Here is a 15,995-nt window from a genome sequence, read left to right as displayed (position 1 = left end):
GGAAAATATTCGGGGCATAAATTGAAGTATAGCTGCTTGAGTTACAACTTGTTTTTAATTTTTATGAAATTCGTTGTTTTTATCATGACGATATATTGTGACTCAGATCACACTACAGGCGATATATCCTCAAGTTAAGCAAGAATAATGCCCATTTTTTTTTGCTAACCCTTTGTAATGTTTGTTAATAACCTGTTAATTCGAGCGGGGTTGCCCTCTTTTTGATGAAAGTGGTTGAAGTGCTAACCATAAACTAAATTCTCAGTAACCGCGCCGGGGAATGTTTAAGCGGGGCTAACATACTGAACAGTATGAATAAAATATGGCAAGCGAACCTATATTTCTTCTGGAGGGTGGTAAATGAAAAGAAAACTTCTTTTTATCTGCGCGGGAACGCTGCTGACGGCGGCAACGGTCGGTCAGGCTCTCGCGGTCACCAGTAGCGGCACTATCGGCGCGACGTTGACGCTGACCAACGGCTGCTTGATCAACGGCTCGCCAACGCAAAACGGCATTAACTTCGGGACGCTCGATTTCGGCACTCATCCTGCAACATTCTCCACCCTGACAACCCAGTTAACCGGTGCCAGCGGAGGAAACACCTTTACCATTCAATGTACCACTGCCAGTTACACGGTGGCGATCACCGGCAACACTAACGCTACCGCACCCGGAACCGTTGTCGGCACCCCAGGTACGCCGGGCCGCTATCTGGTCAACACCGCCAATGCGGCGCAGGGCGTTGCCTACAGCCTGTTCAGCGATAGCGGTTACAACAACGTGGTTGCGAACAATGCCGCGTTGCCGGTCGCCTCTACTGCGGGTGGGGTGGATAGCTACACCCTCTATGCACGCATTACGGGCGGCGGCAATAGCGTGACGGTCGTACCGGGAACCTATACCGACACGATTAACGTCAGCGTCACCTACTGATTCAGCCATGAAGGCATTGTTATGTCTGCGCGACAGCGCAGAGGGCGTCGTGCACCCTTTTTTGACCCTGTTGGTCGGGCTGATGTTGATCCCAGACGCCGGGGCGGTGACGTCTCAGTCATTCAGGGTGAGCGCGACGGTTGTGCCTGGATGCTCGGTGAGCACCGGCACCGGCGGGCGTTTCGGTACGCTGAATTTCGGGACCCGCAGCGGCGTGGAGAGCGCACCGGTCAGCACCAGCTTTGTTGCCGACGGCGCGTTGTCCATCGCCTGCACACCGGGTGTGGCGCTAAGTATGAGCATTAATGGCGGTCAGAATTATAGCTCTGTGCGGCGGATGACGCGTTCAGGCGGGACAGAGGTGGTCGGTTACCGGCTCTACAGCAGCAGCTCTCTGGCCGCAAACAGTGAAATTGGGGTTAACCAGGCAATACCGATTACCTATACCAACAGCAATAACATCGCGCTGCCTCTTTTTGGCGTCGCGCTTTTGACCGGGTTTAGCCCGTCAGGAACGTATTCAGATCAACTCACCGTGACCTTGTCATGGTAGGAAAGGGAGAGCATTGATGAAGCCATTTTTCAGGCGGTCAGGCCTGTTGAGTCTGTTGGGGATAACGGCCCTTACAGCGGTTAAGGCGCAAGCAGCCGCAACCATTCTTCTTTGGCCTATCGATCCGTGGCTTTCGGCAGACGCCAGAGCAACTGAATTGTGGATCCAGAATCAGGGCAACAGCGCCACGACAATGCAGATACGCATTGTGCGCTGGAAACAGGAGGGCGGATATGAGCGTTACACCGCCCAGCAGGATGTGGTCGCCAGCCCGCCGATCGTGACTATCGCTAAAGGCAGTAAACAGCTTATTCGCCTGATTAAGCAGGGGACGATCCCGTCCGGCGTCGAGCAAGCCTACCGTATCATTGTGGATGAGATTCCCCAGCCGGATGCCAAAGCGGAACCGTCTATGGGCCTCAAACTGCAAATGCGCTATTCCATTCCCTTATTTGTTTATGGACAGGGGATCCCCACCCTCAACGAAGGAGAGCATCACGCGCTGGCGAACACTCAGCAGCTCAACTGGCGGGTCATTCAGGAGGAGGGGAAACCCGCGCTTGAGGTCCGCAATCAGGGGCAGGTTCACGTCAGGCTCAGCCAGGTTGCGGTTGAGCAGGGCGGGCAAAAACGCACGGTTGCCGAGGGGCTGCTGGGTTATGTGCTGCCAGGCAGCACCCGAAGCTGGCCGCTTCCGGCAGGGATTTATCAGCCGAATCGGATGAGCGCGCAAATTAATGCCAGGGATACGCAATGGCAATCGACGCCCGTCAACTGAAACCGGCGATGATGATCCTGCTTTGCGTCAGTACCAGCGCATTTGCCGAAACCGGCGACGACAGTTTACCGCCGCCGCCGGACGCGCGGACGATGAACGGCGAAGCTGTATTCCAGCTCGCCCTGGTGCTGAACCACTATGACACGGGTCTGGTGGTGCCGGTGACGCAGCGCGAGGGCGCCTGGTTTATTTCAGGAGCGGATTTGCTTCGCGCCGGACTGCCGCAGGAGCATGTGCCTGCCGGAGAGGTGAACCTTTCAACGCTCTCATCGGTACGCGTAGAGTATGACAGCAGCGCCCAGCGGCTCATGCTGACGGTCCCCCGGGACTGGGTTGCGGCACGGATCACGTCGTTTAGCGGTCAGAGCGCGCAAAGCAAGCCGCATTATGGCCGGGGCGCGCTGCTCAACTACGACGTTTATACCAACCATACCGAACATACGGGCGGCCAGGCGTCGGTGTGGCATGAGTTCCGCTATTTCAACGAAGACTATTCGTTTTCTTCGACAGGGTACGCCCGACAAAATTTCGCCGGAAGCAGCGGGCAGCAGGAAGGATACGTGCGCTATGACTCAACCCTGCTGATCACCAACGAGGAGGATGCCACCACCTGGACCGTCGGGGACGTCATCAGCGATGCGCTGAGCTGGAGCACCAGCGTGCGGATGGGCGGGATCAGCTACGGGCGCGACTTCTCCCTGCGTCCGGATCTGGTGACCTGGCCGCTGCCGGCGTTTTCCGGTGAGGCGGCCGTCCCGACCTCGGTCGATCTCTTTATTAATGGCTACCGTTCCGGCTCCACCCGCCTTCAGCCGGGGCCGTTTACCCTCACTAATCTGCCGTACATCAACGGCGCAGGGGATGCGGTACTGGTCACCACCGACGCGCTGGGACGTCAGGTGAGCACCACGCTGCCGTTTTATGTCAGCAGCGATCTGCTGAAGCAGGGGTTAAGCGACGGCGCCGTGACGCTGGGCAGCCTGCGGCGCAACTACGGTATAGAGAATTTTGACTATGGCCCGGCGGCGGGCAGCGGATCGTATCGCTACGGGGTGACCGACTGGCTGACGCTGGAGGGGCATGCGGAAGGGGCGGAGTCGCTGGCGCTCGGCGGCGCGGGCACGGTGCTGAAGCTCGGGCGTTTTGGCGTGGTGAATACGTCTTATACCCAAAGCCGGATGCGCGGCGACGAAGGGGGCCAGATGAACTGGGGCTATCAGTACAGCACCAGCGAGTTTAGCGTAGCGACCCAGCATACCCGACGCGACCGCGGCTTCGGCAACCTCGCCCTGTACGATCAGCCCACCGTTTATGATGAATATGATAACCCCGTTGCCAGCCTGAGCCGCAATACCGACCAGTACTCCTTAACCTTTAACCTCGGTGATTACGGCAATATCGGTGCGGCGTGGATCGGCGTGGAGAGTTTTGACAGCCGGAAAACCGAGCTGCTTAACCTCTCCTGGAGCCGAAATCTGTGGCGCTCAAGCAGTATTTACCTGGCGGCCAGCCGTGACCAGCAGCGGGACGACTGGACGGTTGCGCTGTCGTTGCAGGTCCCTCTGGGCGAACGTGACAGCGCCGCCGTTACCTTTGAAAACACGCCTGACGCAGGCAGCACTCAACGCATTAACTACAACCACTCGATGCCGTCTGACGGCGGCTTTAGCTGGAACATGGCCTGGGCCAACCAGTCGTGGTCGAGTAACTATCAACAGGCCACGCTCGGCTGGCGGAATAACAATGTTGAGCTTCAGGGCGGCGGCTACGGTGAGAAGGGGATGATGACCTGGTGGGGCGAGGCGATGGGCTCTGTCGTCCTGATGGACGGTGAGCTGTTTGCGGCGAACAAAATCAACGATGCGTTTGTGGTGATCAGCACCGACGGACATCCGGACGTACCCGTCAGCTACGAGAACCAGCCGGTTGGTAAAACCAATAATAAAGGTTATCTGCTGGTCAGCGGCGTTTCCGCCTATTACCCGGCGAGCTACCGCATTGATACCCTGAACTTACCTGCGGATACCCGGCTGAAAGAGACCGAGCGTCGGGTGGCGATTCGTCGGCATAACGGTTATCTGGTGGATTTCCCGATGGAGCAGGAGCGGGTTGCCAGCGTGATCCTGCATGACGCGCAGGGCAATGCGATCCCGGTGGGAAGCCAGGTCAAACGCGCGTCCCGCAGTAGCGCGGTTGTTGGCTACGACGGCCTCGCCTGGCTGGAAAACCTCAACGATGTGAATCCTCTGGAGGTCATCACCCCGGACGGTAAACGCTGTATCGCAACGTTGAACGTGGGCGAAAATCCCGAGCATAAGCTGCAAACCTACGGTCCGCTGACCTGCCGGGAGGCACCGTGAAACGCCTGTTGATAGCCATACTGCTGCTGTTCTCGGGCAGCGGCTGGGCGGCCTGCACCGTCAGTACGGTGAACGCCTCGTTTGGCAGCGTCACCTCATTCGCCCTGAGCAGTACGGGGGAGGTGCAAACCACCGGCACGCTGGTGGTGTCCTGCGATACTGTTCTCAACCTGCTAACCAACGACTCGGTGACGCTGACCTACACCTCGGCGTCGATAGCCGCCAACAGCCGCGCCACCATGAAACGTACCGATAATGCGGCCATCGCGGACGTTATCCCCACGCGCCTGTGCGGTGCCACTGGCTGCGGCGGAAACAGTGAAGTACAAATCAGCAAAACCTATACCTGGAATGGCAACACCCTGCTCGGGCTGCTGGGGTCAAGGCGCTACAACATTCCGCTTTATTTTCGTACTGTGCCGGGGCAGAACGTCACGGCCGGGCCGTACCAGGTGTTGTTAACGTTCAGCATCAACTACAACGTGTGCGCCGTTGGCGCGGGCGGGCTATGCCTGACCCCGCAAACCGGCACGGCAACTACCTCCATTCTCCTCAACATGACCGTCACCAACGATTGCAGCACGATGACCACGCCGGACGTGAATTTTAACAGCGCGCCGCTGGTGCAAAATTTTCCCACCGTTTCGCAGTCGATCGCCGTCACCTGCACCAAGGGCAGCACCTACACCATAGGCATTAATAATGGAGCAAACGCCCTGAACAACGTTCGTCGTATGGTTAGCGGCAGCAATTTTATGAGTTACGACATCTATAAAGAGGCGACCAGCAACCGCTGGGGCGGCAGTGGCGGCGAGCGCTGGGCCAGCGCCAGCTCATCCCAGGTCAGTACCGACGGGCTTTTACGCACCTATAACTACAGCGCTAAGGTCCTGACCAGCCAGGCCACGCCTCCTGCCGGAACCTACACCGACACGCTGATCGTTGACGTCGCGTTCTGACACCCCGCGCTTTTCCCTTTCGCAAATGTAAAGTTCCCGTGGCCCCTGCCGATAACACCGTTAATCAATCGATGAGAAGGTGTTGTATGTTGAACCGTATCCGCGTTGTCACAATGCTTATGATGGTGCTGGTCATTTTCGCACTTCTTCAGCTTATTTCTGGCGGCCTCTTTTTCTCCTCGTTAAAACAGAACCAGGACAGCTTCGCGGCCTCGAACGATTTGCGGATGCAGCAAAGCGAACTGACCACAACCTGGGATCTGATGTTGCAGACGCGTATCAATCTGAGCCGCTCGTCTGCCCGCATGATGATGGATCCGAACAACCAGCAGAGCAGCGCAAAAACGGAACTGCTGAAGAATGCGCGCGCCACGCTGGCAGACGCGGCGAAACATTACGAGGCCTTCAAAAAAATCGCCCCTCAGCCCGCAATGGCGCAGGCGAGCGCGAACATAGATGAAAAATATCAGGCCTACTTCGCCGGCCTCACGGAGCTGGTGCAGTTCCTGGAGAAGGGCAATATGGACGCCTATTTCGCGCAGCCGACCCAGGGCATGCAGAACGCCCTCGGCGCGGCGCTCGGCGAGTACGCCAAAGCCAGCGGCGAGCTTTATCACTCCGCCTTTACGCAAAGCCAGAACGACTACCGTTTCGCGAAATGGCAGATGGCGGTGCTCGCCCTCGCGCTGGTCATCGTGCTGGTGGCCGTGTGGTACGGCATTCGTCATATCCTTCTTAATCCGCTTGGCCGCGTCATTGCCCATATCCGCGATATTGGCCGGGGCGATCTCACGAAAACGCTGACCGTTTCTGGTCGCAACGAGATCACCGAGCTGGCGACCAGCGTCGACCATATGCAGCGTTCGCTGATTGATACCGTCGCCAACGTGCGCGAGGGGGCGGATGCCATCTATACCGGCACGAGTGAAATCGCGATGGGCAACAACGATCTCTCGTCCCGTACCGAACAGCAGGCGTCCGCTCTGGAAGAGACGGCGGCAAGCATGGAGCAGCTCACCGCGACCGTGAAGCAGAATGCCGACAACGCCCGTCAGGCGTCGCAGCTTGCAGAAAGCGCGTCCGACACCGCCCAGCGCGGCGGTCGGGTGGTCGACGGCGTGGTGAAAACCATGCATGACATTGCCGACAGCTCGAAGAAAATCGCCGATATCATCAGCGTTATCGACGGCATCGCCTTCCAGACCAACATTCTCGCGCTGAACGCGGCCGTTGAAGCGGCGCGTGCGGGCGAGCAGGGACGTGGGTTTGCCGTGGTCGCTGGCGAAGTACGTAACCTCGCCAGCCGCAGCGCCAATGCGGCGAAAGAGATCAAAGCCCTGATTGAAGACTCTGTTTCACGCGTGGATACCGGCTCGGTGCTGGTGGAAAGTGCGGGTGAAACCATGAATGACATCGTGAATGCCGTGACGCGCGTGACGGACATCATGGGTGAAATCGCCTCTGCATCGGATGAGCAGAGTCGTGGTATTGACCAGGTCGCTCTGGCGGTATCGGAAATGGATCGTGTGACGCAGCAAAACGCCGCCCTGGTGCAGGAGTCCGCTGCCGCGGCCGCTGCGCTTGAGGATCAGGCGAGCCGCCTGAAAATGGCCGTCTCGGCGTTCCGTCTTACTTCAAAAACAACAAATACGGTCAGCTCGCGGTCAGCGTACAGCGAAGCAACCCCGGCGCCCGTGACAACACCTACGCGCGCAGCGGTGACCGGACAAGATGAAAACTGGGAAACATTTTGACTGACAATTAAACCGCGGCTGCTTGCCGCTTGATGGGAGCGTGGATGTTAAATCGTATTCGTATCTCGACCACACTGTTTTTGATTCTGATCCTGTGTGGGGTTTTACAGGTTGGCAGTAACGGGTTGTCTTTTTGGGCGTTTCGCGATGGCTATCAGAATTTGCAGGAAGTTGAGACGAGTAATCAGCAGCGCTCCGCACTGGCACAAACGCGTGCCGTGCTGTTGCAGGCAAGCACTGCGCTGAACAAAGCAGGGACGTTAACCGCGCTGAGCTATCCGCCGGATGATATTAAGGCGCTGATGGTCGTGGCCCGCAGCAGCCTGAAGCAGGCCGACGCGCAGTTTAAGACGTTTACGGCGCAGGAGGCGGTGAGTGAGAAAGAGAAAACGCTGAAAGTCGCCATGAAAAAGACCTTTGATGTGTGGTACGGCGATCTCGACCATCAGGCGACGTGGCTGGAGAACAACCAGCTTTCTGACTTCCTGACCGCGCCGGTGCAGGCGTCTCAGGCGGCATTTGACGACAGCTTTAACGCATGGCAGCAGGATATTAACCAGTTTGTGGCGCGTGCCGGTGCGGACAGCCGTACCAGCTACCGCATGTCAGGGGTGATTTTCCTGACCATGGTGATCCTGGCCGCCCTGCTGACCGGCGGCTCGCTGTGGTGGTCGCGCAAAATGATCGTCCAGCCGCTGGCGATCGTCAGCAGCCACTTCGACAGTATTGCGAAGGGAGACCTGGCGCGTCCGGTGGCCGTGTATGGCAGGAATGAAATATCAGCGATTTTTGCCAGCCTGAAGGCGATGCAGAGTTCGCTGCGGGAAACGGTAAGCAACGTTCGTCAGGGCAGTTACGCCATGCATACCGGGATCTCAGAGATTGCGGCAGGCAATAACGATCTCTCATCCCGCACCGAACAGCAGGCGGCATCGCTGGCGCAGACGGCGGCCAGCATGGAGCAACTGACCGCGACGGTAAGCCAGAACGCCGATAACGCGCGTCAGGCGTCCGACTTGTCAAAACAGGCGGCGATGACGGCGAAACGTGGGGGCGACCAGGCTTCTCACGTCGCCAGCACGATGCAGCAGATTGCCGCCAGCTCGCAGAAAATTGGCGACATTATCAGCGTCATCGACGGTATCGCGTTCCAGACCAATATTCTGGCGCTGAACGCGGCCGTTGAAGCGGCGCGTGCCGGAGAGCAGGGGCGCGGGTTCGCGGTGGTTGCCGGTGAAGTCCGAAACCTCGCCAGTCGCAGCGCCAACGCGGCGAAAGAGATCAAAGGGCTGATAGAAGAGTCGGTCTCCCGCGTTCAGCAGGGCTCCGCGCTGGTGGATACCGCCGCGCAGACCATGCACGAGATTGTCACCTCCGTGACGCGGGTTAACGACATTATGGGCGAGATTGCCTCGGCGTCTGATGAACAACGCCGTGGTATTGAGCAGGTGGCGCAGGCCGTTACACAGATGGATCAGGTTACGCAGCAGAACGCCTCACTGGTGGAAGAGGCGGCGGCGGCTACCGATCAGCTGGCAAACCAGGCGGATCACCTTACCGGGTTGGTCGCCGTATTTAATGTGAAAGAGCACGTTGAAGCAGTAACAGAAGTCGGACGGTCACAGGCCGTGCCCGTTGTATCCTGAATGTGATTGAGAAGGCGCTATGACATCACCCATGCCCTCAGGGCAAACGTCATTATTGTTGCAGATGACACAGCGCCTCGCGCTGTCCGACGCGCATTTTCGTCGGATATGTCAGTTAATCTACCAGCGTGCGGGGATCGTGCTTGCGGACCATAAGCGAGACATGGTCTACAACCGGCTGGTGCGGCGCTTGCGCACGCTGGGGCTGGATGATTTTGGCCGCTATCTGAGCATGCTCGAAGCGAACCAGAACAGCGCCGAATGGCAGGCATTTATCAACTCATTAACCACCAACCTGACCGCGTTTTTCCGCGAGGCGCATCACTTCCCGGTGCTGGCGGAACACGCCCGTCGCCGTAGCGGAGAGTATCGCGTCTGGAGCGCGGCAGCCTCTACCGGGGAAGAGCCGTACTCGCTGGCCATCACCCTTGCAGACACCCTGGGAATGGCGCCGGGCCGCTGGAAAGTGTACGCCAGCGACATCGACACCGAAGTGCTGGAAAAAGCCCGTAACGGCGTTTATCGCCAGGATGAACTAAAAACGCTGTCTCCTCAGCAGCTACAGCGTTACTTCATGCGCGGTACCGGCCCGCATGAAGGACTGGTACGCGTACGCCAGGAGCTGGCGAACTGCGTGGAATTTGCTCCCGTTAATTTACTGGATAAGCAGTACAACGTGCCGGGGCCATTCGACGCCATTTTTTGCCGTAACGTGATGATCTATTTTGATAAAACGACGCAACAGGACATTCTGCGTCGCTTTGTTCCGTTGCTCAAGCCTGACGGTTTACTGTTTGCCGGGCACTCGGAAAACTTCAGCAACCTCGTGCGTGAGTTTAGCCTGCGTGGGCAAACGGTTTATGCGCTGAGTAAGGAAAAAGCATGAGTAAAATCAGGGTATTGTCTGTCGATGATTCTGCGCTGATGCGTCAGATCATGACCGAAATCATCAATAGCCACAGCGATATGGAGATGGTGGCAACAGCGCCCGATCCGCTGGTCGCGCGGGATTTAATCAAAAAATATAACCCCGACGTGCTGACGCTGGATGTCGAAATGCCACGCATGGATGGCATCGATTTCCTGGAAAAATTAATGCGCCTGCGCCCGATGCCGGTGGTGATGGTGTCATCTCTGACCGGTAAAGGTTCAGAAATCACCCTGCGCGCGCTGGAGCTGGGGGCGGTGGATTTTGTCACCAAGCCGCAGCTCGGCATTCGCGAGGGGATGCTGGCGTACAGCGAGATGATCGCCGAGAAAATCCGTACCGCGTCGCGCGCAAAACTGGCGGCCCACAAGCCGATGGCCGCGCCGGCAACCCTGAAGGCCGGACCATTACTCAGCTCGGAAAAACTGCTGGTCATTGGGGCCTCAACCGGAGGAACAGAGGCAATTCGCCATGTACTCCAGCCATTGCCGCTCTCAAGCCCGGGTATCCTGATTACGCAACATATGCCGCCGGGCTTTACCCGCTCATTCGCGGAGCGCCTGAATAAGCTGTGCCAGATCAGCGTGAAAGAGGCGGAAGACGGCGAGCGCGTGCTGCCAGGTCACGCGTATATCGCCCCGGGTGACAAACATATGGAGCTGGCGCGCAGCGGGGCGAACTATCAAATCAAAATTCATGACGGGCCGCCGGTTAACCGGCACCGTCCGTCGGTGGATGTGCTGTTTCATTCGGTGGCGAAACATGCGGGGCGCAACGCCGTGGGGGTGATCCTGACGGGGATGGGCAACGACGGCGCCGCCGGAATGCTCGCGATGCACCAGGCTGGCGCCTGGACGATTGCGCAGAATGAAGCAAGTTGTGTGGTGTTCGGCATGCCGCGCGAGGCCATCAATATGGGTGGCGTAAGCGAAGTGGTCGATCTTAGCCAGGTAAGCCAGCAGATGCTGGCGAAAATCAGTGCCGGACAGGCAATACGTATTTGACTCAGGAGTATTATTTTATGGCGGATAAAGAGCTTAAGTTTTTGGTTGTGGATGACTTTTCCACCATGCGTCGCATTGTGCGCAACCTGCTAAAAGAGCTAGGCTTCAACAACGTTGAAGAAGCAGAAGACGGGGTGGATGCGCTGAACAAACTCCAGGCTGGCGGGTTTGGTTTTGTGATTTCCGACTGGAACATGCCGAACATGGACGGTCTCGAACTGCTGAAAACCATCCGCGCGGATGCAGGCATGGCCTCTCTGCCGGTGCTGATGGTGACCGCAGAAGCGAAGAAAGAGAACATTATTGCCGCTGCACAGGCGGGCGCAAGCGGCTACGTGGTGAAGCCATTCACCGCGGCGACTCTGGAAGAGAAGCTCGGGAAGATCTTCGAGAAACTCGGCATGTGAGGTGATTGAAATGTTGCAACCTGCTATGAAACCCGTTGAAGAACATTCGCCGAGCGACATTATTGCCCGTATTGGTAGCCTGACCCGCATGCTGCGCGACAGCCTCCGTGAGCTGGGGCTGGACCAGGCTATCGCCGAAGCGGCGGAAGCCATCCCCGACGCGCGCGACCGTCTGGACTACGTGGTGCAGATGACCGCGCAGGCGGCCGAGCGAGCGCTGAACAGCGTTGAGGCGTCACAGCCGCACCAGGATGCGATGGAGAAGGGGGCGAAAGCGCTGACCCAACGCTGGGATGAGTGGTTTGAGAACCCCATTGAGCTGGCGGATGCCCGCGAACTGGTAACGGACACCCGTCAGTTCCTGGGCGATGTGCCAGGGCACACCAGCTTCACCAATGCGCAACTGCTGGACATCATGATGGCGCAGGATTTCCAGGACCTCACCGGCCAGGTGATCAAGCGCATGATGGATGTGATTCAGGAGATTGAACGTCAGCTGTTGATGGTGCTGCTGGAAAATATTCCGGAACCGGCTGCCCGTCCGAAACGCGAGAACGAAAGCCTGCTCAATGGTCCACAGCTTGACACCAGTAAAGCGGGCGTGGTGGCAAGCCAGGATCAGGTGGACGATCTGCTGGACAGTCTTGGTTTCTGATTGCCCTTCTGCCTCAGGCTGTGAACGCGGCCTGAGGTTGTTCAGAACAAAAACAGCGAAAAGAGCCCGAATAAACGGGCTTTTCCCGCCATTGGATTTTCTCTGCGCTGGCATGATACCCGTGAATTAATGGGCTGCGAGCAGGCACAGTGGCAGAAGAGAACGACGACAAAACAGAAGCCCCCACACCCCACCGACTTGAAAAAGCCCGTGAGGATGGGCAGATCCCCCGATCCCGAGAGCTGACCTCCCTGCTGATCCTGGTGGTGGGCGTCTGCATAATCTGGTGGGGCGGGGAGATGCTTGCCCGCAGACTGGCGGGAATGCTCTCTGCTGGCTTACGTTTTGATCACAGCATGGTCAATGACCCCAATCTGATCCTCATTCAGATCATCAACCTGGTTAAAAGCGCCATGATCGCTCTGCTGCCGTTGATTGCCGGGGTGGTCATCGTGGCTCTTGTTTCGCCGGTCATGCTCGGTGGCCTGGTGTTCAGCGGTAAATCGCTGCAACCGAAATTCTCCAAGCTCAACCCGCTACCCGGTATTGCGAAAATGTTTTCAGCTCAAACCGGGGCTGAGCTTCTTAAAGCGATCCTGAAATCGCTTCTTATGGGCAGTGCTGCCGGGTTTTTTCTGTGGCACCACTGGCCGGAGATGATGCGTCTGATCAGTGAATCCCCCATGACGGCGATGAAGAATGCCCTGAACCTGGTCGGATTAGGCTCGCTGCTGGTGGTTCTCAGCATTATTCCGATGGTGGCGTTCGACGTTATCTTCCAGATCTTTTCCCATATCAAGAAGCTGCGAATGTCGCGTCAGGATATTCGCGATGAATATAAACAGATGGAAGGCGACCCGCACGTCAAGGGCCGTATCCGCCAGATGCAACGTGCTGCCGCGCGTCGTCGCATGATGGAAGATGTGCCGAAAGCCGATGTGATTGTCACTAACCCGACCCACTACTCCGTGGCGCTTCAGTACGACGAAAACAAAATGAGCGCACCGAAAGTGGTGGCGAAAGGGGCCGGGCTAATTGCGCTGCGCATTCGTGAAATCGCGACGGAAAACCGCGTACCGATCCTTGAAGCACCGCCATTAGCCCGTGCGCTGTATCGCCACGCGGAAATTGGACAACAGATCCCGGGCCAGCTCTACGCCGCTGTCGCAGAGGTGCTGGCCTGGGTGTGGCAACTGAAACGCTGGCGTTTAGCGGGCGGTCAACGACCTGTAAAACCTGAGAACCTTCCGGTGCCTGAAGCACTGGATTTTTTGAACGAGAAGGACACTGATGGCTAATCTGGTGGCAATGTTGCGCCTGCCCGGCAACCTGAAATCGACGCAATGGCAGATCCTTGCCGGACCGATTCTGATCCTGCTAATTCTGTCGATGATGGTGCTGCCGTTACCGGCATTTATCCTCGACCTGCTTTTCACCTTCAACATTGCGTTGTCCATCATGGTGCTGCTGGTGGCGATGTTCACCCAGCGCACGCTGGAGTTCGCCGCGTTTCCAACGATCCTGCTGTTCACCACGCTGCTGCGCCTCGCGCTGAACGTTGCCTCCACGCGTATCATCCTGATGGAAGGGCACACCGGCGCGGCGGCGGCGGGCAAGGTGGTCGAAGCCTTCGGTCACTTCCTGGTGGGCGGCAACTTCGCCATCGGTATCGTGGTGTTCGTCATTCTGGTGATTATCAACTTCATGGTTATCACTAAAGGGGCGGGGCGTATCGCAGAAGTGGGCGCGCGCTTCGTGCTCGACGGGATGCCGGGCAAGCAGATGGCAATCGACGCCGACCTGAATGCCGGGCTGATTGCGGAAGATGAAGCAAAAAAACGCCGTGCCGAAGTGACCCAGGAGGCAGATTTCTACGGCTCCATGGACGGTGCGAGTAAGTTTGTGCGCGGTGACGCCATCGCGGGCATTCTGATCATGGTGATTAACGTCGTCGGCGGCCTGCTCGTCGGCGTGCTGCAACACGGCATGGACATGGGCCACGCAGCGGAAAGCTATACGCTGCTGACCATTGGTGATGGTCTGGTGGCGCAGATCCCGGCACTGGTGATCTCCACCGCGGCGGGGGTGATTGTGACCCGCGTCAGCACCGATCAGGATGTAGGCGAGCAGATGGTGGGGCAGTTGTTCAGCAACCCGCGCGTTATGCTGCTCTCCGCGGCGGTACTGGGCCTGCTCGGTATGGTGCCGGGCATGCCAAACCTGGTATTCCTGCTGTTCACTGCCGCGCTGCTGGGCCTTGCCTGGTGGATGCGTGGCCGCGAAACGCAGCCTAAGGCAGAGCCAGCGCCGGTCAAAATGCCTGAGAATACCCAGGCGGTGGAAGCCACCTGGAACGACGTTCAGCTCGAAGATTCGCTGGGGATGGAAGTGGGGTACCGCCTGATCCCGATGGTGGATTTCCAGCAGGATGGCGAACTGCTTGGCCGTATCCGCAGCATTCGTAAAAAATTCGCCCAGGACATGGGCTTCCTGCCGCCGGTGGTGCATATCCGGGACAATATGGATCTCCCGCCCGCCCGCTACCGCATCCTGATGAAAGGGGTGGAAATCGGCAGCGGTGATGCGTACCCCGGCCGCTGGCTGGCGATTAACCCTGGCACTGCCGCAGGCACGTTGCCGGGTGAGCAGACGACCGACCCGGCCTTTGGTCTGGCGGCCATCTGGATTGAGAGCGCCCTGAAAGAGCAGGCGCAGATCCAGGGTTACACGGTTGTTGAGGCCAGTACCGTGGTCGCGACGCACCTCAACCATCTTATTGGCCAGTTCTCCGCGGAACTGTTTGGACGTCAGGAGGCGCAGCAGCTGCTTGACCGCGTAACGCAGGAGATGCCAAAGCTAACCGAAGATTTGGTGCCGGGCGTGCTGACCTTAACCACCCTGCACAAAGTGCTGCAAAATCTGCTTGATGAGAAGGTGCCGATCCGCGATATGCGCACCATTCTGGAAACACTGGCCGAGCATGCGCCGCTCCAGAGCGATCCACATGAGCTGACGGCGGTGGTGCGCGTGGCGCTCGGGCGCGCCATAACCCAGCAATGGTTCCCGGGAACCGGCGAAGTGCAGGTGATTGGCCTGGACACGCCGCTGGAACGTCTGCTGCTTCAGGCCCTACAGGGCGGTGGCGGGCTGGAGCCGGGTCTGGCGGACAGATTGCTGGCGCAAACCCAGGAGGCGCTGGCGCGTCAGGAGATGCTGGGCGCGCCGCCGGTGCTGCTGGTGAATCATGCGCTGCGTCCGCTGCTGTCGCGCTTCCTGCGCCGGAGCCTGAACCAGCTGGTGGTGCTGTCGAATATGGAGCTGTCCGATAACCGCAATATTCGCATGACGGCGACCATAGGAGGGAAATAATGCGTAAGTGGCTGTGGATCTTATTTTTCCCGCTGGCGGTGCAGGCCGCAGGCGAGGGGGCATGGCAGGCCAGCAGTATCGGCTTAACGCTCAACCATCGGGGGGAGTCGATCTCCTCCCGTCCGCTGTCAGCCTCTGAGCCCGTCTCCGGGCAGATGACGCTGGTGGCCTGGAGTTACACCCTGACGGGACCCACACCGGCCGGGTTGCGGGTGCGGCTGTGCTCGCTGACCCGCTGCGCGGAAATCGAGGGCCAAAGTGGCATCACCCAGGCCTTCAACGGGGTGTCTGCTCAGGAACCTTTACGCTTTATCTGGGAAGTGCCAGGCGGTGGACGTCTGATCCCGGCGCTGAAGGTTCAGCGCAACGAGGTGCTCGTCAACTACCGCTAACTGCCCGCCTTTTCGCCAGTCTTCAGGCATTTCTGAAGGCTGGCTCGCAAAATTGACCTTCCCTTTTGATACAAAAGAAACGCTGTTTTATAAATCAGTGACACGCGTATTGACACTCTTTGCATTTTTGCCATTCACCACCCTGTGATGGCAGAAACAGAAAGGTTTCACCAGGTCGATACTTTTACTGTAGCCGTGTAAAAACTCCCGGACGAGGTTTGCTTACAGGGAGTCTCCCAAAACTGATTAGGGTTGAC

Annotated in this window: 14 protein-coding genes; all 14 read left to right on the top strand. The window is 58.1% G+C overall.

Features of this window, described 5'->3' with window-relative positions:
* Positions 1–360 precede the first annotated feature (360 nt).
* On the top strand, positions 361–933 hold the full coding sequence (locus L2Y28_RS13205) for a spore coat protein U domain-containing protein (RefSeq protein ID WP_022648508.1): 573 nt from the start codon (positions 361–363) through the stop codon (positions 931–933).
* A 7-nt stretch (positions 934–940) separates the two neighbouring features.
* Positions 941–1,486: a spore coat U domain-containing protein gene (locus L2Y28_RS13200; protein ID WP_022648507.1), complete on the top strand. Its 546-nt coding sequence runs from the start codon at positions 941–943 to the stop codon at positions 1,484–1,486.
* A gap of 16 nt (positions 1,487–1,502) precedes the next feature.
* Positions 1,503–2,264: a molecular chaperone gene (locus tag L2Y28_RS13195; protein ID WP_022648506.1), complete on the top strand. Its 762-nt coding sequence runs from the start codon at positions 1,503–1,505 to the stop codon at positions 2,262–2,264.
* Entirely contained in the window at positions 2,240–4,624 is a 2,385-nt protein-coding gene (locus tag L2Y28_RS13190; protein ID WP_022648505.1) for a fimbria/pilus outer membrane usher protein, read from the top strand. Before L2Y28_RS13195 ends, L2Y28_RS13190 begins: the two co-directional genes overlap by 25 nt.
* Positions 4,621–5,583 carry a spore coat U domain-containing protein gene (locus L2Y28_RS13185; RefSeq protein WP_022648504.1) on the top strand — a complete coding sequence of 321 codons (963 nt, stop codon included), beginning with the start codon at positions 4,621–4,623 and terminating at the stop codon, positions 5,581–5,583. The genes L2Y28_RS13190 and L2Y28_RS13185 overlap by 4 nt, the downstream gene beginning before the upstream one ends.
* Before the next feature lie 86 nt (positions 5,584–5,669).
* Entirely contained in the window at positions 5,670–7,337 is a 1,668-nt protein-coding gene (gene tar, locus L2Y28_RS13180) for a methyl-accepting chemotaxis protein II (RefSeq protein WP_022648503.1), read from the top strand.
* A 44-nt stretch (positions 7,338–7,381) separates the two neighbouring features.
* A complete protein-coding gene (gene tap / locus L2Y28_RS13175) occupies positions 7,382–8,983 on the top strand; it encodes a methyl-accepting chemotaxis protein IV (RefSeq protein ID WP_022648502.1) in 1,602 nt (533 codons plus the stop codon).
* Between the two features lie 19 nt (positions 8,984–9,002).
* Entirely contained in the window at positions 9,003–9,869 is an 867-nt protein-coding gene (cheR, locus tag L2Y28_RS13170; RefSeq protein WP_017384409.1) for a protein-glutamate O-methyltransferase CheR, read from the top strand.
* Entirely contained in the window at positions 9,866–10,915 is a 1,050-nt protein-coding gene (locus L2Y28_RS13165; protein ID WP_014884341.1) for a chemotaxis response regulator protein-glutamate methylesterase, read from the top strand. Before cheR ends, L2Y28_RS13165 begins: the two co-directional genes overlap by 4 nt.
* Before the next feature lie 17 nt (positions 10,916–10,932).
* Entirely contained in the window at positions 10,933–11,322 is a 390-nt protein-coding gene (gene cheY, locus L2Y28_RS13160; protein WP_000763862.1) for a chemotaxis response regulator CheY, read from the top strand.
* Between the two features lie 10 nt (positions 11,323–11,332).
* A complete protein-coding gene (gene cheZ, locus L2Y28_RS13155) occupies positions 11,333–11,977 on the top strand; it encodes a protein phosphatase CheZ (RefSeq protein WP_022648501.1) in 645 nt (214 codons plus the stop codon).
* Positions 11,978–12,126: 149 nt separating this feature from the next.
* Positions 12,127–13,275 (top strand): flagellar biosynthesis protein FlhB, encoded by a 1,149-nt coding sequence (gene flhB, locus L2Y28_RS13150; protein ID WP_022648500.1) that lies wholly within the window; start codon positions 12,127–12,129, stop codon positions 13,273–13,275.
* Complete coding sequence (gene flhA / locus L2Y28_RS13145) at positions 13,268–15,346, top strand: flagellar biosynthesis protein FlhA (RefSeq protein WP_003859723.1); 2,079 nt, start codon at positions 13,268–13,270, stop codon at positions 15,344–15,346. The genes flhB and flhA overlap by 8 nt, the downstream gene beginning before the upstream one ends.
* Positions 15,346–15,738, top strand: a complete 393-nt coding sequence (locus tag L2Y28_RS13140) for a flagellar protein FlhE (RefSeq protein ID WP_022648499.1) — start codon at positions 15,346–15,348, stop codon at positions 15,736–15,738. Before flhA ends, L2Y28_RS13140 begins: the two co-directional genes overlap by 1 nt.
* Positions 15,739–15,995: the final 257 nt, after the last annotated feature.

This window comes from Enterobacter sp. JH25 (assembly GCF_021725435.1).
GTDB lineage: Bacteria > Pseudomonadota > Gammaproteobacteria > Enterobacterales > Enterobacteriaceae > Enterobacter > Enterobacter intestinihominis.
The sequence above is the reverse complement of the archived record's forward strand: the minus strand, read 5'-3'. Positions and strand labels throughout refer to the sequence as shown.